General features: G+C 36.1%; 16 protein-coding genes and 1 other RNA gene. 2 read left to right on the top strand and 15 right to left on the bottom strand.

Annotated features, from left to right (window positions below):
• From PF026_RS07275 to PF026_RS07295, 6 genes are all read right to left on the bottom strand, one after another.
• Entirely contained in the window at nt 1-522 is a 522-nt protein-coding gene (locus PF026_RS07275) for a 2-oxoacid:acceptor oxidoreductase family protein (RefSeq protein ID WP_270861080.1), read from the bottom strand.
• Complete coding sequence (locus PF026_RS07280) at nt 519-2,330, bottom strand: thiamine pyrophosphate-dependent enzyme (RefSeq protein WP_270864092.1); 1,812 nt, start codon at nt 2,328-2,330, stop codon at nt 519-521. The genes PF026_RS07275 and PF026_RS07280 overlap by 4 nt, the downstream gene beginning before the upstream one ends.
• Before the next feature lie 475 nt (nt 2,331-2,805).
• The gene (locus PF026_RS07285) at nt 2,806-3,384 is read right to left on the bottom strand and encodes a hypothetical protein (RefSeq protein ID WP_270864093.1); all 579 of its coding nucleotides are present in this window, start codon (nt 3,382-3,384) and stop codon (nt 2,806-2,808) included.
• 40 nt (nt 3,385-3,424) lie between these two features.
• The gene (locus PF026_RS07975) at nt 3,425-3,715 is read right to left on the bottom strand and encodes a peptidoglycan-binding domain-containing protein (protein WP_442867947.1); all 291 of its coding nucleotides are present in this window, start codon (nt 3,713-3,715) and stop codon (nt 3,425-3,427) included.
• Nucleotides 3,716-4,153: 438 nt separating this feature from the next.
• Nucleotides 4,154-6,670: a molybdopterin guanine dinucleotide-containing S/N-oxide reductase gene (locus tag PF026_RS07290; RefSeq protein ID WP_442867937.1), complete on the bottom strand. Its 2,517-nt coding sequence runs from the start codon at nt 6,668-6,670 to the stop codon at nt 4,154-4,156.
• On the bottom strand, nt 6,667-7,242 hold the full coding sequence (locus tag PF026_RS07295; protein WP_270864094.1) for a cytochrome C: 576 nt from the start codon (nt 7,240-7,242) through the stop codon (nt 6,667-6,669). The genes PF026_RS07290 and PF026_RS07295 overlap by 4 nt, the downstream gene beginning before the upstream one ends.
• A 176-nt stretch (nt 7,243-7,418) precedes the next feature.
• Here PF026_RS07295 and PF026_RS07300 point away from each other — a divergent pair, with 176 nt between their 5' ends.
• Complete coding sequence (locus PF026_RS07300) at nt 7,419-8,012, top strand: Crp/Fnr family transcriptional regulator (protein ID WP_270861075.1); 594 nt, start codon at nt 7,419-7,421, stop codon at nt 8,010-8,012.
• 261 nt (nt 8,013-8,273) lie between these two features.
• Here the strand turns inward: PF026_RS07300 and typA are convergent, their stop codons facing one another.
• Nucleotides 8,274-10,082 (bottom strand): translational GTPase TypA, encoded by a 1,809-nt coding sequence (gene typA / locus PF026_RS07305; RefSeq protein WP_270864095.1) that lies wholly within the window; start codon nt 10,080-10,082, stop codon nt 8,274-8,276.
• A 59-nt stretch (nt 10,083-10,141) separates the two neighbouring features.
• On the bottom strand, nt 10,142-10,561 hold the full coding sequence (locus tag PF026_RS07310; protein WP_270864096.1) for a hypothetical protein: 420 nt from the start codon (nt 10,559-10,561) through the stop codon (nt 10,142-10,144).
• A gap of 49 nt (nt 10,562-10,610) precedes the next feature.
• On the opposite strand from PF026_RS07310, the gene ffs reads away from it, so the two are divergent.
• An RNA gene (gene ffs, locus PF026_RS07315) (signal recognition particle sRNA small type) lies at nt 10,611-10,708 on the top strand.
• A gap of 27 nt (nt 10,709-10,735) precedes the next feature.
• Here ffs and PF026_RS07320 read toward each other — a convergent pair.
• The 7 genes from PF026_RS07320 to dnaA are packed head-to-tail and all read right to left on the bottom strand — an operon-like array spanning nt 10,736 to nt 18,605.
• The gene (locus PF026_RS07320) at nt 10,736-11,965 is read right to left on the bottom strand and encodes an HD domain-containing protein (protein WP_270864097.1); all 1,230 of its coding nucleotides are present in this window, start codon (nt 11,963-11,965) and stop codon (nt 10,736-10,738) included.
• Complete coding sequence (queF, locus tag PF026_RS07325; RefSeq protein ID WP_270864098.1) at nt 11,962-12,345, bottom strand: preQ(1) synthase; 384 nt, start codon at nt 12,343-12,345, stop codon at nt 11,962-11,964. Before queF ends, PF026_RS07320 begins: the two co-directional genes overlap by 4 nt.
• Complete coding sequence (locus PF026_RS07330; RefSeq protein WP_270864099.1) at nt 12,342-13,754, bottom strand: EAL domain-containing protein; 1,413 nt, start codon at nt 13,752-13,754, stop codon at nt 12,342-12,344. Before PF026_RS07330 ends, queF begins: the two co-directional genes overlap by 4 nt.
• Entirely contained in the window at nt 13,755-16,064 is a 2,310-nt protein-coding gene (gene gyrB / locus PF026_RS07335; RefSeq protein ID WP_270864100.1) for a DNA topoisomerase (ATP-hydrolyzing) subunit B, read from the bottom strand. It abuts the gene before it with no gap.
• Nucleotides 16,065-16,081: 17 nt separating this feature from the next.
• Nucleotides 16,082-17,152 (bottom strand): DNA polymerase III subunit beta, encoded by a 1,071-nt coding sequence (gene dnaN / locus PF026_RS07340; RefSeq protein WP_270864101.1) that lies wholly within the window; start codon nt 17,150-17,152, stop codon nt 16,082-16,084.
• Nucleotides 17,149-17,286 carry a hypothetical protein gene (locus PF026_RS07345; protein WP_270864102.1) on the bottom strand — a complete coding sequence of 46 codons (138 nt, stop codon included), beginning with the start codon at nt 17,284-17,286 and terminating at the stop codon, nt 17,149-17,151. The genes dnaN and PF026_RS07345 overlap by 4 nt, the downstream gene beginning before the upstream one ends.
• An 8-nt stretch (nt 17,287-17,294) precedes the next feature.
• Nucleotides 17,295-18,605 (bottom strand): chromosomal replication initiator protein DnaA, encoded by a 1,311-nt coding sequence (dnaA, locus tag PF026_RS07350; RefSeq protein WP_270864103.1) that lies wholly within the window; start codon nt 18,603-18,605, stop codon nt 17,295-17,297.
• Nucleotides 18,606-18,651: the final 46 nt, after the last annotated feature.

The raw sequence follows: 18,651 nt of genomic DNA on the forward strand, positions 1-18,651 counted from the left end.
TTAGCTCTCCATTGCTAGTTTTAAAATTTGTTTGTTTTTTTCGGCGACTTTTGGGTTAAAAATTTCGATTGCTTTGCAAATTTCATCATAAGAAAACGGGAAATTTGCTACATTTTTGATAACAATTCCTAGCATATAAACATTTAACCCGCCTATGTCAAATTCGCCGGATTTTGCCTTTTTAAAGGCGTTTGTTGCGTAAATTTTAAACGGCAAATTTGGAAAATTTTCATCTGAATTTACAGCAATTACGCCTGAATTTTGATTTAAAAATTGCAAATAACGAAGCGCTTCTGTTTGCTCCAATGCAATCAATAAATCAGCCGAGTTTTCATCGATATTTGGGCTAAAAAAATCGCCGATTTTAATGCCGCATGAAACACTTCCGCCCCTTTGGCTCATGCCGTGATTTTCCGTGCCAAGACACGCATAGCCTTTATTTGCGGCTGCGATTGAAAGCAGTTTTACTAAAAAAACGGCGCCTTGTCCGCCGTATCCAGCTATTAAAATTTGATATTTCATTTTGACCTCACTTCAAAAGCATCTGTCGGACAAAGTCCGCTAATACATGCCGAACAGCCCGTGCATAAAAACGGATCAACCTCAACTTTGTGGCGTTCGTTGTAGCTCATAGCAGGGCATTTGTATTTGCCCACGCAAGTATCGCACTCAACGCATTTTGCTTCATTTACTGTGGCGTAAATTTGCGGAATTTTTGAATTCGATTTATCTAAAATGCAAAACTGGCGAATCACAGCTACCACAGGCAAATCGCTATTTTCGTAAGCTGATTTTAAACCTTTCATAAAAAGCATGGTTTTGTTTAAATCAGGCTCGTAAAAATATTCATGGCATTTTATACCACAGCCTTCGACTAGTTTTTTGATGTCAATATCGCCAGAAGCCCTTTCTGGCGTAGTTTGGCGACCTGTCATCGCAGTAGTTGAATTATCTAAAATTATCAAAATAAATTTGTGTTTTTGATAAACTGCGTTGATGAGCGGCGGCATACCTGAGTGCAAAAATGTGCTATCGCCGATCGTTGCAACGACCGTTTTATCAGGGTTTGCTAGGCTAAAACCGCTTGCGGTTGAAATACTAGCACCCATGCAAAGGAAGTGATCGATCGCATTTTGATTAAGCGCCAAAGTGTAGCAACCAATGTCGCTTGCATAAATAGACTGCTTCGTGCGAAAAGTTTTGGTAATGCTATAAAAAATATCTCTATGCGGACAGCCAGGGCATAAATTTGGCGGTCTTTTTGGGAGCTCAAATTCGCTAAATTTTGGTGCTTTAAAAGGATTTTTGCCGTTTAAAATACCCAAATTTGCAAACGCTTCAAAAACTTTATCTTTGCCAAATTCATGGATTTTATGCACATGTCCTGTTTTTTTGCCGTAGATATTTTCGCCGCTGAGATCTTCTTCCATACAGGCATACGGCTCTTCGAAAACCACGACTTTTTTGTAGCTTTTGCAAAGTTCGTTTAGCTCGTTGTATGGCAAAGGCGTTGGCATATCGATTTTAAGGACATCGGCGTTTATTTTTAGCTCAGCGACCGCTTCGCTTACATAGCTACTTGCCACGCCACTTGTGATACAAAGAATTTCAGCCTTATCGCCGCCTTTTAAATTTGCAATCTTTGGTTTTATAAAATTTTCATAGTTAAATTTGCGAATTTGCTCGATTTTTTCAAGTAACTCTACGCCTTGAATATATCTAGGTCCCGGCGGCACGCCTGCCCAGCGATTTGTATTTTTGATAAATTCGCCTTTTGGCGGGTTAAATTCGCTATTTTCTGAAATTTCGCAGTTTTGCCTTGCGTGGGCAACTCGCATTATAGAGCGAAACATTACGGGGATTTCAAATTGCCTTGAAAGTTTGGCACAAATTTTTATAAAATCATACGCTTCTTGGGGGTTAGCCGGATCAAGAGCAGGAATCCTAGCAAATTTAGCAAAAACTCTGCTATCTTGCTCGGTTTGAGATGAGTAAAAGCCCGGATCATCGGCACTTATTAAAATCATCGCGCCGATATTGCCTATGTAGGCTGAGTTCATCACAGCGTCCGCTGCGACATTTAAGCCCACTTGTTTCATCGTAGCACAGGCGTTTTTACCGCTCATAGCGTGTGCGTAAGCTACTTCGTAACCGACCTTTTCGTTACTTGCCCACTCAGCATAAGCTTGTAAGCCCATTTTGTCGCGTAATTTTTGGAAATTGCCTAAAATTTCACTCGATGGCGTCCCGGGGTAGCCTGATACGACATCGACATTTGCGTGTATTAGCCCAAGCGCAATCGCTTCGTTTCCCATTAAAATTTGTTTCATAAAAAACCTTTTTTTGCAAAAAAATTAAATTTGTAGAATAGCATAAATTTCATATTAAGAAATTTAAATTTTGTAATTTATTCAGTAAATTTGAATTATAAGTTAAATTTGTTTGATTTACTCTGCTTCGCTACGCTTCGCAAGAAACATTTTTTGCTATGCAAAAAAAGCGTTACACTTGTTTTGTCATTGCGATACTTTGCGACAGCAAAGTCGTGGCGATTTACGAGTTAAATTTATGATTTTATTTTATGTCATTCTGAGCCAAACGAAGCGAAGCGAAGAATATTTATTTAAATTGATTATTGAATTATTTTATCTTTTTTTGGTGGGCAAGGATGCCCACCCTACAAAATTTTGAATTTTAATCTTCGATTTGTTTAGTTTGAGATTTATCCTCTAAAAAGCCCTCTTTTTTGAGCGCCGACATGATTTCGTTTTCATGCTCTTTATACTCTGCATTATGGTATTCTATCTAGTTATTTAGTTCGGTTATATCTAATAATTCACTTTTATACCGATAACTAGCAGCCTTACTCTCGTAATACCACTTAGGACTAACAAAAAAAGAAGCAACACCTGCAATAATACCAGGAAAAATATTGCCAGACATTAATACTAATATAGAAAATATTGGAAGAATAATCGAAATTGTCATTAAAAAACCAATCTTACTTGGTTGTTCTGGCAAATTTCTTTTATCCAAATAACCAGGAAACCAGCTTGGTTCTGAATATTTTTTTGTAGCATTTAAAATACAATAAGCTAGATAATAAGCTCCGTCTCTAGAATAACTCTCAACCACGACAAAATCGCCGTTTTTTAAGCTCAATCTATCGCTGATTAATTTAAACGAAGTATCGCCTATATCAAAAGTCCAAAAGGTGGTATGTTTTGTTTTTGAACTAACCCAGCCGCCACTGGTATAAGTACGGGTATCTATGTAGCTGGCTCCAACGCTTGTAGGCATCGTGGTGCTTATAGGTTCAGCAGAAATGTGAAAATCAGTAAGGATTTCTCTTTTTACATCTTCGATATATCCCCAAAAAAACATTTTATATCCTTTCTTACAAAAAATAAAATATCATACTATATTAATTCTTTTTGCCGTCTGCTTTATTTTTAACAGCAATATAAAGTGTGTTTAAATCCGCAGAATTTAGCCCTGTAAATTTCTTTGCAGCGCTGATTGTCTTTTTCCCAAAAACGCCATCGGCTTTGAGTTTATAGCCGTTTTTGATGAGAATTCGCTGGATTTGTATAGTTTTTTCTCTATTGCTTAGATTTATACTTTTGATAACCTTGTTATCTGTCGGTGTATTCGAGGATGTGTTATCGCCTGAAACAAGCCATATAAAACCAACTATGAGAAGTAATCCAAGAATGCCTCCACCACTGCTAACTTTTCATACCGATTTCCCCACATGTCATAATAAGCCATATTGAATCTCCAATATCACATAAACGGTTATTTGCAAGTTTAGATACCTAATTTGATGTCGTCCTTGCCACAAAATGGGCAAATTAAGTATTCTTGCTCTTCATCCATAGTTTTCTCATTGACAAAAAAATAAAGTCTTATTATACCCCCCCCCCCCCCTTAAAATGGGTTGAAATTTTGATTATATGGTGCAAAATTTTGTATTGATTTATTATAAGCTTACGAAGTAACTTTGTAAATTGAGAAATTCGTAGAAATTTCGTTGGATTTTAAAAAGCAAAATTTCGTGGCAGTATTTCAAATTTGCGATAGCGGAATTTTGAAATTTGCAAAATTTTGTAGAATTTTAAAATTTGGCTAGGAAATCCTAGCCAAATTTTGCTTATTTCGCACCTTTTGGCGGCATAAACGCAGTTAGCGTGATGTCTTCGCCGTCTTTTGGTTTATAGACTTCCACATTTACAAGGCAAGTGTGAGAGATATTTCCGTTGGCTAATTTGCTTGTCGGAATATCGATTGTAAGCACATTTGCCGAGCCGTTTTTGCAAAGTCCGTTTTCGTTTGGATCATACCAAGCACCTTCGCATAGTTTTACGACATTTCTTGGCGTGTCATCATTTACAACCGCACCTGCTAAAATTTGACCCCTAGCGTTGAAAACTCTTACCAAATCGCCGCCCTTTATACCTAGCTCTTTTGCGTCTTCTTCGTTGATGAAAATCGGCTCTCTTCCAGCTACTGCATAGCTATCTCTTAGCTTAGTTTGGTTTTGTTGTGAGTGTAAGCGATCATTTGGGTGTGGGCTTATCATGTGGAAACGCGCAGGTTTATCCTTCATACCTAGCCACTCGATTGGCTCAAACCATGTCGGGTGAGCCTTGCAGTCATCATAGCCCATTTTTTCGATAGTTTCAGAGTAAATTTCGATTAGTCCGCTTGGTGTGCCAAGTGCATTTAAAATCGGATCTTCTCTAAAATCTGCAAAAGTTACATAGCTTTCGCTCTCCATTGTAGGGAAAAATTCAGTCGGTTCGTTTTTGTTCCACCACTCTTCAAAGCTTGGCATTTTTATTCCCAAAGCTTCATTTGCATTTACTTGATTTGCCGCTGTTTCGTAGAATTCTTTTATCCAGTCCATTTCGGTTTTGCCGCCTTCTGTGTAGGCTTCTGCAAGTCCGTCTGCATAAGCTTTACACAAATCAACGAAAACTTGATAATCATCTTTTGCACCAAATTGTTTTTCTACGACCTGTTTTTGTGGGACAATGTGCATATTTGTGTAATCCCCTGTCATAGAAATGTCATTTCTCTCATACGAGCTTGTAACCGGGAACACGATGTCAGCCATTTTCGCTGTCGGTGTCCAGTAAATTTCATTTACGACGATAGTTCGTGGTTTTCTCCAAGCTTTGACATTTTTATTTGTATCTTGTTGCTGTGTGAGCGGATTTCCGCCGACCCAGTAGATAAAATCCATATCAGGATATGTGATTTTATTTCCGTTATCATCAAGCGTTGCGCCCGGATTTAGCAAAGCATCAGCATTTCTTGCGACAGGATATGACATTAGGGCAGTATTTGATAGCCAAGATTGCGCTGCATTTTCTTTTGCGCCATCAGCGTTAGCAGGACCCATATATTTGCCGTCTTTGATAACGCCTACGCTTCCTGCGTTGATTGTTTTAATTACGCCACCAACGCAACTTGGCGTTCCGCCGTTTGCATAGTGGTAGCTAAAACCAAATCCACCACCAGGAAGCCCTATTTGACCAAGCATACTAGCAAGAGTTACTATCATCCAATGGACTTGCTCGCCGTGGTGCGCTCTTTGCATACCCCAACCAGCCATAATCATAGTGCGATTATCAAAGAATTTTTCAGCTAATTCTTTTATAACTTTTGCTTCGATACCGCAAATTTTCTCTGCCCACTCAGGTGTTTTTTCTACGCCGTCTTCTTTGCCTAGTAAATACTGCTCGAATTTATCAAAGCCAACGGTGTAAGTGCTTAAAAATTCTTTATCATATTTACCTGATTTTAGCAAATGATTTGCCATAGCTAACATCATCGCAACATCGGTATTTGGAGTAGGTCTGATATGAGTAGCTTTGCCTTCAAAAAATTTAGTTGTGATTGTTTTGAGCGGATCGATGATGATGATTTCTTTACCGCTATCGCGCAATTTTTCGAAATATTTAAACGAGCCTTCATCAGAAACCGTAAATGACAAACGCAAAGTGCCGATTGGATTCATACCCCAAAGCACGACGACTTTTGAGTTTTCTAAAACCACAGGCCAAACGGTTTGTTGCTCATAAACTTGGCTAGATCCCACGACATGTGGCAAAATCACTTGCGCAGCTCCCGTTGAAAAATCCCCGGTAACGCCCACAAAACCGCCTGTCATATTCATAAATCTATGAAGAAGCGTCCTTGCCATACCAAGTGCGCCTGAGCTTTGCCAAGCGTAGCTTCCAGCACAAATGCTATTCATACCTTTTTGTTCGCGCGTTTTTTTAAGTTCTTTTGCGACCAGTTTGATAGCCTCTTCATAAGGCACTTCTACCCACTCGTCCTTACCGCGAAGCTCTGGTTTTGGGCTATCTGGGTTTTCAAGGTAGCTTTTGCGAACCATTGGGGCTTTGATCCTTGCTTTATAAACCAAATCGTCCATCGCAGTTTGCAAAGGATTTGGCACATTTGAAGTTTTTTTCCAAGCTTCCGATTTTACGATTTTGCCGTCTTTTACGGTAGCTTTTAAAATTCCCCAGTGCGCTCCCGTGATGACTTCGCCGTTTTTTACCAAAGCGGTATTTGCGGCTTCACCGAAAACAAAACTAGGCATAGCACTAGCCATACCAAGACCGGCTGTGCCTTTTAGAAAACTTCGTCTTTTCATTTACTCTCCTTTATGTTGAAGTCTTTTGAATGTTTTTGTAAAAACTGAGTTATAGTCCAAATTTCATCTTGGCTTAACGGCGTTCTAGCTTGCATTGATTTAATTAGTGCTGGCCAGCGATTTGCCACTTGTGTATGTCCTAAATGTGGCGGGTGGCAAGTGCCGCAGTTTTCCATAAATTTAGTATTCGCTTCTGCAAACATTTCGTCCAAATTCGCACTAAAATCGCCGTCATTTGTGTAGGCTATTAATTTTACTTTTTTAAAGCCGTCTTCATCGCCTAAAACTTCAAATTCAGGCGCTTTCGTTTTAGCAAAAGAAACAGCCAAAATTCTAGCTTTTGGCGTAAAATAAACGATATTTGGCGATTTTGGATTTTGATAGCCTGTAACGGCGAATTTAACCACGCCGTCCTTTTTCTCTAAAATTTCAACGCCGTTTGTAGGCAGGAGTTTTCCTGCGACTTCTTTTAAATTCTCGCTCAAAGAAACATTTTTTACAACGCTTGGATAGAGCAACTCCCCTGCACTAAGACAGGAAATAAGCAAAGAAAAAATGATAGCTTTTTTCATAAATTCTCCTTAAAACAGATACCAAAATTATAATTAAAAGCCAAAAAAGCCGTTGTCATTTTTGCGACAAATTTAAAAAATTCTGCTTTGTTTTTGCGAAAAATTTTCATTTTTCGTTTTTTTTTTTTTTGTTTTTTTTGAATTTTTCTGTATAATTAAAACAAAAAAGGTATATTATGGGAACGAGAACGACAGGGGTTTTTGACGGGCAAGAGTTATCATTTTTTAACGAAGAAGATTTGGCTAAATTTAGACATCTTTGCTACCAAAAAGGTGCGATGATTTACGCACAAAAGAAACTTTTTATGATTATCCTAAAAGGCGAGGGCAAGTTAAACACCTACCACGAAAGCGGCAGGGAGTATGTGCTAAGCTATTTTAGAGCAGGTTCATTTGTGCTTGTCGATACTTTTTCATCCTTTGAAATCACGCAAAATGCGGAAATTTTAGAGGCAAATTTATCCACCGTGATTGATTTGTTTGAGTTTAACCAAGACTTTGCGATTTATCTTTTTAACTCGTTTTTGAAAAATATGACAATGCAAAAAAATGTGATAAAAGAGCTGGTTTTTGATAGCGTCGAAACTAGAACTTATAAATTTTTGCTTCAAATCGCAAACGGCGATATAGCACATGTCAATGGCGGAGTTAGCGAAATCGCTAGTTTTGTAGGCGCCCCACGCCAAAATGTCTCAGTCGCCGTAAATAGGCTAATCAAAAACAAAAAAATTCGAAAAATAGATCATCAAAATTTCCAAATTTGCGATTAGATTTAAGTTTGTAAATTTAAAAACGCCTAACGGCGTTGCTGGATTGCCACGAATTTTTGCGAAGCAAAAATTCTCGCAATGACAGATTTGGCAAATTCGTTTAATTTATAACAAATATTTAAGACAGAATAGGCGTAGTAAGGCGTAAATTCGGACGATTTCAAGCGAAGTTACCTTTGAGTGGTAATGAGCGTAGGAATTGTCCGAATTTACGCCTTAATCCGTTCAAGTTTGGGGAATTAAAACTAGGCTCATATAATTTTAAGACTTAGTTTTCGACATACGCTTTCTAACATTCGGATCTAAATATCGCTTTCTAACTCGAATACTTATCGGCGTAACTTCGACTAGCTCGTCTTCTTCGATCCACTCCAAGGCTCTTTCTAAATTTAGCGTTCTAGGCGGAACTAGCTTAATCGCATCATCGCTTCCGCTAGCTCTAACATTTGTTAGGTTTTTGCCTTTAATCGGATTTACATCAAGGTCGTTTGGACGGCTATGTTCGCCGATAATCATACCGTTATAAACCTTTGCTTGTGGCGCGATAAATAGCACACCGCGATCTTGCAAATTCCAAAGGCTATAACCCAAAGCAACGCCGTCTTCCATGCTCACTAATGCGCCGTTTTGGCGTTTTTCAACATTTCCTGTTAATGGGCGAAATTCCAAAAAGCTATGATTCATTACGCCCTCGCCTTTTGTATCGGTTAAAAACTGCGAACGAAAGCCGATAAGCCCACGAGCAGGGATTTCAAATTCGATTCTTGTTTGTCCGTCGCCTGTCGGGTTCATAACTTTCATTTCTGCTTTTTTTCGACCCAGTTTTTCGATGACCGTTCCGGTACAATCATCAGGCGCGTCGATAACCAAATGCTCGAAAGGTTCGCATTTTACGCCGTTTATTTCTTTTACGATGACTTCGGGGCGACCAAGACAAAACTCAAAGCCCTCTCTACGCATATTTTCGGCTAAAATTGTGATTTGAAGTTCGCCTCTGCCGCTAACTTTAAATTTGCCTTCGCCGACATTTTCATAACGCATTGCGATATTTGTTTTCATTTCTGCCGCTAAGCGCTCATCGATTTTATTTGAAGTTACGAATTTACCCTCAGTTCCTGCCAAAGGTCCGTCATTTACGCTAAAAATAACGCTTAGGGTCGGCTCTTCGATATGCAAAGCTTCAAGCGGAATCGGATTAGCAGGATCGACAATACTATCGCCAACATCAAGAGCTTCAAATCCGGCAATCGCCACAATATCGCCCGTCCCTGCTTCGTCAATATCAATCCTATCAAGCCCCAAAAATCCGATAAGTTTTGAAATTCGCCCTGTTACTTTTGTGCCGTCAGCCTTGGCTAACATTACGCTTTGATTTTTTGCGATTTTGCCGTTGAAAATTCGTGCAATGCCGATTTTACCGACATAGTTATCATAATCAAGCGTAAAAACTTGCAACTGCAAAGGGTTTGCATTATCCCCACTAGGTCTAGGCACATGCGAAACTATCGTTTCAAAAAGCGGCTGCATATCGTTGTTTGTATCTTCTAGGCTGTATCTAGCAAAGCCGTTTTTAGCCGCTGCATAAATCACAGGAAATTCAAGCTGTTCGTCGTTGGCATCGAGTGCGACAAAAAGATCAAAAATTTCATTTACCACGCGATCCGGGTCGGCTGCTGGTTTATCTATTTTATTTACCACGACTATCGGGCGAAGTCCCAAAGATAGGGCTTTTTTAACGACAAATTTGGTTTGAGGCATTACGCCTTCTTGCGCATCGACTAGTAACAAAACGCCATCGACCATTTTTAAAACTCGCTCGACTTCGCCACCGAAATCAGCGTGTCCCGGGGTGTCGATGATATTTATTTTTGTGTCTTTATATTTGATAGCCGTATTTTTTGATAAAATGGTAATTCCGCGTTCTTTTTCTATGTCATTGCTATCCATTACCCGTTCGCCGATATTTGCGCGTTCGTCAAATGTGCCTGATTGCTTTAAAAGTTCATCTACGATTGTGGTTTTTCCGTGATCGACATGGGCGATGACGGCGATATTTCTTATATTTTCCAAAATTTACTCCGTTTGTGATTTTATAAAAAGGGTTTATTATACAAAATTTATTCTTAAATTTATGAATAACTTTTTACTTCGCTGACAAAAAATTCATAAACTCTTTGCTGTATAAGCGCGTCAGTATCGTCATCGCAAATAAGTCGTCTAAGGTGCGAAAAATCGATTTTTTTGATAAGCCTTTTGTGCGTTTTTAAGTCTTTATCAATCTCATTTAATAAAGAATCCAAATTTAAATTTTTGTAAATTTTTGCCTTCCTGACATACTCTTTTACCGTAGAATTCAAAAGTTCTATGCATTTTTGATCATTTGGGTAAATTTCGCTAGCTAACTCATTTATGATTTCATAATCTTCATCGCTTTGCGTTTTTTTGGCTAGTAGCATTGCCGCAAAAACCTTGCCACGAAATTCCATAGACTTATGACGGCGGATAAAAAGTTGTCTAAACACATCCGATAAAAAAATTTTAAAACTCATCTTATAACCTTATTTTAAGCAAAATTCAAATATAATCCGAATTCGCCTCTTCTTAGACCTGTGCAATGCTTTTAAAAAGCACCGCTTCAGGGTGGGAACACAGCAGAGCACTTTTTTTAGGTGTGTGCCGCAGTCATCTGGGAAGGGGTTTTTTAAATTTTGCTTCCTTTAAATTCACAAATTTTCACGCTTCAAGCCAAAATGTTTTTTAAAACTTTCGCAAATTTCGTAAAAATTTACGCCTTCGACCTTTGGTTTTTCCTTGAAAGACTCTTCCATACCTTCAAAACCTGCGACTAGCTCTTTACTTTTTACGCCGTAGCTTATGGAAATTCCGGCTTCAAAATATGCTGCGATTTTATCGCAATATTTAAGCGCTTTGCCATCAATAGCGTTAAATTTATCTTCATTTACGCTTTGCAAACTTCCTTCTATAAATTTTGGCTCATTTTCGCAAATTCTATTTTCAAATTCATCTTTTATAAATTTTTCGCCGTTTTTGCGAATTCCAAGAATATAGCTAAAACTATCTCTTATATTTTGTGGCACAAACGGCAAAATTTTATCATCAATCAAACGCATTTCATAATCATTTATGATTTCACTTAGCCCGTCAATGCCGTATTTTACAGGGCTTATAATGTCCCTTGTCAAACTTTCAGGCAAATCGTGAAATAAAGCGCAAAAAAAGTTGTAAATTTTGCGGCTCTTACAAGCGCCGACTTTTAGCGAGTAAAAATAGCTTAAAATCGCCACAACAAGCATGTGTCCTAAAACCGAAGTCTCAGGAATTCGCGGTGTTTGCGCCCAACGCTTTTGAAAGCGAAGTCTGCCACTAAGATCAACTAGTCTTGCTAGCTTTTTATTCATAACGATTTTGCGAACGCCAATTAGCTCATAATAATCTTCAAGCTCTTCTTCAACTTTAAATTTAAGCTCTTCAATGTCGTTTAAAAACTGGCTAGTTTGATAAACGATATTAAATTCCCATCTTGTAGCAAGGTAGCCCGAAGCCTTTAAAATGGTCTTTTCTTTGATATGATCTTTTGAATTCAAATAATTTTTAAAACGCTCGAAAAATTCGCCGTTTTGCACGAGTTTTAAATCGTTTTCAAGGATTGATAAAACCCAATTATTTATCTTTTCTTTGTGCGTTTTTTGGATATGATGAAAAACATCAGGGCGAATGTCGGTTACCACAATACGAGCCAAAAATTCAAAAATTCCTGCTTCAATCAAATAGCCCATATCAATATCATCTTCAAAACTAGCCAAAAAATAAGCAATGATAAATTTATGTGCCTGTTTGTCAAGCTCGACTAAATTTACCATTTTTGGGTAGTCGTTCCAGCGACTAATACTTGCGCTTTTGAAAATTTGCTCGATTATAACGGGAGTTATCATTTTTCTATGCTTTTTGAACTGATTTCTATGACGGTATGGACATTTCCGCGCGGATTGAAATCGCCGATGATTTTCATCGATTTAGGTTTTAGTTTTTCTTCTAAAACGCCGTAAATTTCGTTTATGCTATCTTCGTGGCTTATGTGGCGATTCATAAATGAATTTATATAAAGTTTTATCGCTTTTAGCTCAACGACGAATTCATCCGGCACATACTCCAAATAAATAGTCGCAAAATCCGGATAGCCAGATCTCGGGCATAAACAACAAAACTCAGGCAGGGTTATTTTTATCAAATAATCCCTTTTGTGTTTATTTTCCCAAATTTCTAAATCTTTATCTACATCAAATTCTTTTATCTCTTTTTCGCCGTATCTCATATTTGCTCTCTTAAATTTTCTAAATCAACAGGTTTTTCGACACAAAAACCTTGCACTATGTCAATTCCGCTTTCTTTCAAATCTTCATAAAACGGCTTTTTATCGACAAATCTAATAGCCGTTTTTACGCCGATTTCTTTGCACATTTTGTTTAAATTCAGAAAAATTTCGTGCGTTTTTTCTTCGTAAAAATTTTTATTAAATTCAATGTCATAAATGACAAAATCGACATTTAAATGTTTTAGATACTCAAAACTTGCATTTGCGCCGCCAAACTGACTTAATGCAAAACTAAATCCAAGCTCTTTAAACTGCAACAAAATCTCGCTAAATCGCTTAATCTCAGGATAAATCAGCTCTTCGTTAAATTCAAAAACGATCTTTTTAGGATCGATTAAATTATTATCAATTAGTTTTAAAATTTCCTTTTTAAAGTCGCTATTTCGCAGTGTGCTTGCTATAATTTCTACAAAAATTTTACCCTTAATATCTCTAAAATATATATTTTTAGCGATATATTTTATCAAATTTAAATCATATTTCACGGCATAGTTATTTTGCAAAATAATATCAATAATCTTGCTTTTTGTTATCTTGCCCTGCTCTTTTAAATCGATTTTTGGGATAAAATTCAGATACTCATCTTCGCCATTTACAGATTTCATTAGCTGATATTTTATGCTGTATTGTTCGTTATTTATCGCTTCTAAAACATCATTTTCAAAGGTTCCAATTTCGATTTTATCAAAATCAAGCTCTTCATCATCTTTGTGATTTATCTTGTAAAATAGCGCATTTATAACATTATTTAAATTTTTATCATAATCTGCATTGATTGTAGCGTATTCCATTTTTAGTTCGATATTATTTATCGTTTGATTTGCGATTTTTCGCTCAAACATATTTAAAATATGGTGTAAATTTGCCCTTTTTCCGTCGATTGCAAAGATAAAGTTTCCGTTGATAAATCTACCGATAGGAATATCTTTAAATTTATGATCTTGCATAAATTTATCAAATTCAACGACAAAAAGTCGCAAAATTTCATCGCCGTTTCGATAACCATAGCGATCGTTTATGTCGATGATATTTTTTATACGCATTAAAACGATATTATTTACCTTTTCTTTTTTTATGTCTTTTGCTATGATTTTTAAAATTTCATCTCGCACAAACACCCTACTAACTGGATCTATTAAGCTTTTTTTAAATCCCATATAAATCAAATATGTCGCGTAATAAACATAACACAAAAGCAAAATTACAAATAAAATAACATCGTCTCTTGTAAAATCGCCTTCTTTAAACATAAAATATGCGATAAAAATAAGCACCAAAGTAAAAGGAAAAGCAACTTTTAGTGCTAGTTTAAACCGATTTGATCTCTCTTTTTTTTCGCTATATAACATCTAAATATCCAAATGTTTAACATCTTTTGCATGATCTTGAATGTAATTTCGCCTTGGCTCAACTTCATCGCCCATGAAAAGATTAAATGTATCACTAGCACTTTGTGCATCATTTATATTTATGCGAAGCAAACGGCGATTTTCAGGACTCATCGTAGTTTCCCAAAGCTGATCAGGGTTCATCTCACCTAGACCTTTGTAGCGTTGTATATACGCACCTTTTTTCGAATTTTTTTCGATTTCGTTTAAAACTTCGACAAAATCTCTACCACCAAAATCAAGCTCTCTATCTTTGATTTTTGAATAAACATATTTTGCTTCTTTGAAAATATGGTTATCTAAAAGTGTGTTATCGATTTTTAGCTGTTCTAAGCCGTTTGGAGTTTGCACATACATGCGAATTCCATTTTCGCTAACATAATGATTTAGGATATTAAAATTCTCTTTTTCAAGGCGAATTTTTAGTGCGTCAAAAAGCTCATCATAATCAACATTTTCTAAATTTGCCTCTTCGATTAAATATCTAATAGCACTTAAAACGCTAAAACGATTTTTAAGCTCATTTAAAAGCGAACGATAAGTTGAGACGATTTTTAAGAAATCTGTCAAATCTTTATTTCCGATGCCTTCAAATTCAGCCATATCAATACCTGTTTCAATCAAAAATTCGCTCAAAGCTTTTTCATCTTTTAGATAAATTTCTTTTTTACCTTTTTTGTATTTAAAAAGCGGCGGTTGGGCTAGATACACATAGCCGTTTTCAACGACTTTTGGTAAAAATCTAAAAAAGAAAGTTAAAAGCAGAGTTTGTATATGGCTACCATCGACATCGGCATCGGTCATAATGATGATTTTATGATAACGCAATTTTTCTTCATCAAATTCGTCCCCTATACCGCAACCAAAAGCAGTTATCATATTTTTTATCTCTTCGGATTGTAAAATTTTCTCTAATCTTGCCTTTTCAACATTTAAAATTTTTCCGCGCAACGGCAAAATCGCTTGAAAAACTCTATCTCTACCTTGTTTTGCTGAGCCCCCTGCACTATCGCCCTCGACAAGATAAATTTCGCTAATACTTGCATCTTTACTTTGGCAATCTGCAAGTTTTCCCGGCAATGTTCCAACCGAAAAACTCTCTTTTTTTCTAGTTAAATCCCTTGCTTTTCGTGCCGCTTCCCTGCCACGCGCTGCTAAAAGAGCTTTATTCATTATCGCTCTTGCTTCGATAGGATTTTCTTCAAAATATTTGCAAAGCACATCAAAGGTCATTTTTTGCACTATCGGTTTTACATAGCTAGACCCTAGTTTTCCTTTGGTTTGCCCTTCAAACTGCGGTTCAGGCACTTTTACGCTTACAACGGCGATTAAGCCTTCTCTAATGTCATCGCCCGTGATTTTTGTATCTTTTTCTTTTGCCGAAGCGTTTGCGGCGATATAATTTGTTATGGCTCTTGTAAGCCCTGCTCTAAAACCTGCTTCGTGCGTTCCGCCGTCTGGGGTTTTGATATTATTTACAAAGCTTAATAAATTTTCACTATAAGTTTCATTATACATCAAAGCTATATCAACGGCGACATCTTCGACGGTATCGCTAAAAAATACAGGCTTTGAAACCGGAGTTGATCTGTTCATATCGGTTACAAAACTTTCCAATCCACCTTCATAGTGAAAACTTTCGCTTCTACCTGTTCTTTGATCTTTGAAATTTATCGTTATTTTCGGATTTAAATAGGCTAATTCTCTAAATCTTTTTGACAAAATTTCATCATCAAATTCTAAAATTTCAAAAATTTCGCCGTCCGGCCAAAACTCAACCGTAGTTCCTGTTTTTTTGGCAGGTTTTATGATTTCAAGTTCGCTTTGTGGAATTCCTTTTGAAAATTCTTGTCTATGTTCGTTTCCGTCTCTTTTAATCGTTACGACTAATTTTTTAGAAAGTGCATTTACAACCGAAACTCCCACGCCATGCAAACCGCCTGAGACTTTATAAGTATCTTTATCAAATTTACCGCCGGCATGAAGCACGGTTAAAACAACCGTTGCAGCAGGAATTTTTTCAGTCGGGTGAATATCAACAGGAATTCCCCGTCCGTTGTCGGTTACTATACAGCTTCCTTCCAAAGTAAGCTCAACATCAATCGTATCACAATGCCCAGCCATAGCTTCATCGATAGAGTTATCGACAACTTCATAAATCATGTGATGAAGCCCGTTTATATTTGTATCGCCGATATACATACCGGGGCGTTTTCTAACCGCTTCTAAACCTTTTAAAACTTTAATATTACCAGCGCCGTAATTTTCCATTTAAATTTTTCCTTATTTTATAAATTTATCGGCATCATTACGGTTTTTAGATCACCACTAGATACTACAAATGCCGATTCAGGGTTATTAAATTCTAACAAGAAACTATTTTCTTCAATGTTAGTTAAAAAATCGAGTAAAAATCTATTTTTGATACCAAAAACTATATTTTCATCGACTTCGTTTTGAATTTCGATTTCGGTTCTTGCTTCTGAGTTATCTTCATTTATACTTTCAAAAACAATTCCGTCAGGTTTAATCGTGATTTTCATTTGATCACACATTGAGCTTACTGCTTTAATACCTTCTATCATCTTATCACGAGAAATATTAACGCTAAAAGCAGTTTCGCTTGGAACAACTCTTGCATAATCAGGGTATCTACCATTGATTAGCTTTGTAAAAAATTCGAAATTTTCGCTAACGGCTAAAAGCACGGTTTCATCGTAATAAATTTCGATTTTATCACTGAAAAGTTTTTGAATTTCAGCTATGGCTTTTTTAGGGATTATGATATTTTTTCCGTTTGAATTAGTCGCAGTTTTTAATTTATAAATACTAAGTCTTTTTGTATCGGTTCCGACTAAATTTATAAAACCGTCTTTAACATCAATCAAAGCTCCGTTTAGCTCATATTTTGGATTGCTAGTGTCGATTGAAGTAAAAATTTTCTTTAAACTTCTACCAAAAACCATTGTGTTTATATCGAATTTATCTTTGTTTGAAACATTTGGAAATTCAGGGAAGTCTTCGTGGTTATACATAGGAAGTTTATATTTTGATCTTTTTTGTTTTACAAACAAAGAGCCATTCATAACTTCAAGCGTTACATCATCGTCATTTAAACCTTTTATAGCACTTAGTAATTTTGTTCCGTTTGCAGTAGCAAAACCTTCATCTTCAATGGTTACATTTTTTATATTGTAGCTAAGTCCTATTTCATGATCGGTTGCTTTTATGCTTAAAACGCCGTTTTTAGCGCAAAGTAAGATATGAGAAGTAATAGAACTTAAATCCTTTTTATCCAAATAAGGATTTGTGTTTGTAATTATACTTTCAAGAACGGTTTTGTTAATTACAACTTTCATCTTTTATCCTTTACAAATTTATTAAATTTTTTTGTTGTTATAGTTGGTTTTGTGAATTTGTGAAAAACTCTTTGTAAATTCGTAAAATAGGCGAAATTTAAATCACGCAAATTTGAAAATTTATCACAATTCATCACTAAATTTAATCCTTTTTTCGCTGAATTTTATTTTTTAACTCTTCAACTTGCAGTCTAATTTCATCATCACTTTCTATTAGTTCGTTTATTTTTTTTATATTATGACTAACGGCACTGTGGTCGTTTAAGCCAAAAAATTTAGCTATTTGTGCGGTTGAATTTGAAGTTAGAGTTTTAGCTAAATAAATTCCTATTCGCCTTGCATCGACAATGCCTTTTGTGCGAGTTTTGCTTTTTATATCGCTTGGTTTTATATTTAGCTCTTTTGAGATAATGTTAAGTATGCTATCAAGCGAGACTTGATCCATTTTTTCTTTTATTTTATCTTGAACGAAATTTTTAACGATTTCAAGCGAAATTTCAGCTCTAATAAGCCTAGAATAGGCTAAAATTTGACTCATAATTCCTTCGATTTCTCTTATGTTATCGCCCATGTTTGTGGCGATATATTCTATGACGGCTTTTGTAAGAGTGATTTTATTATCATAACTTTTTCGCTTGATAATAGCTATTTTAGTTTCCAAATCAGGCGGAGTAATATCAGCCACAACCCCACTTTCAAAACGGCTAATAAGCCTATCTTCAAAGCCTTTTAAATATTTTGGTTTGCAATCGCTTGTTAAAACAATCTGACACTGCTTTTTTCTAAGTTCATTGAATGTGTTAAAAAACTCCTCTTTTGCCTTTTCTCTACCTACTAAAAACTGAATGTCATCGATTAAAAGAAGGTCGCAGTTGCGATATTTATTTTTAAATTTATCGGTTATTTTATTGGCTATGTGAAATGTTAAATCGTTTGCAAATTGCTCACTAGTTACGCATAAAACTGAATTTCCTTTTGCTATGCCGTAGTGTCCTATACTTTGGAGTAAATGAGTTTTACCCAAACCACTTGGACCGTAGATAAAAAGCGGATTAAATTGTTTTCCGGGATTTTCTGCAACACTTTTTGCAAGATTGTAAGCAAATTGATTTGAATCGCCAACGATAAAATTCTCAAAAGTAAAAGATTCAAACAAAAGCGAACTTTTTGGCTTTTCACTCTTTTGAATTTGATCTTTTTGCGAAATTCGTGATTTTGAAGTGATTTTGATGATAGGTTTTATGCCGGTTTTATTTTCCCAAAGCCTTGTTAGTAAATCGCCGTATTTTGTCTGAATAAATCTCGCTATAATCTCATTTGAGACATTATAGACGACAAAATCAGGTTTGGAATTTTTCTCGTTGAATTTGAGCTGTTTTGCGTAGCGGTTAAATTCGACGGGCAAAATTTCCTTTTGAAATAGAGTTAAAATTTCATCTTGTAACGATAACATCAAAATCCTTAGATAAATAAACCATAAGATTTTATCTAAAATTTAA

Source organism: Campylobacter sp. CS_NA3 (assembly GCF_027797495.1).
GTDB lineage: Bacteria > Campylobacterota > Campylobacteria > Campylobacterales > Campylobacteraceae > Campylobacter_B.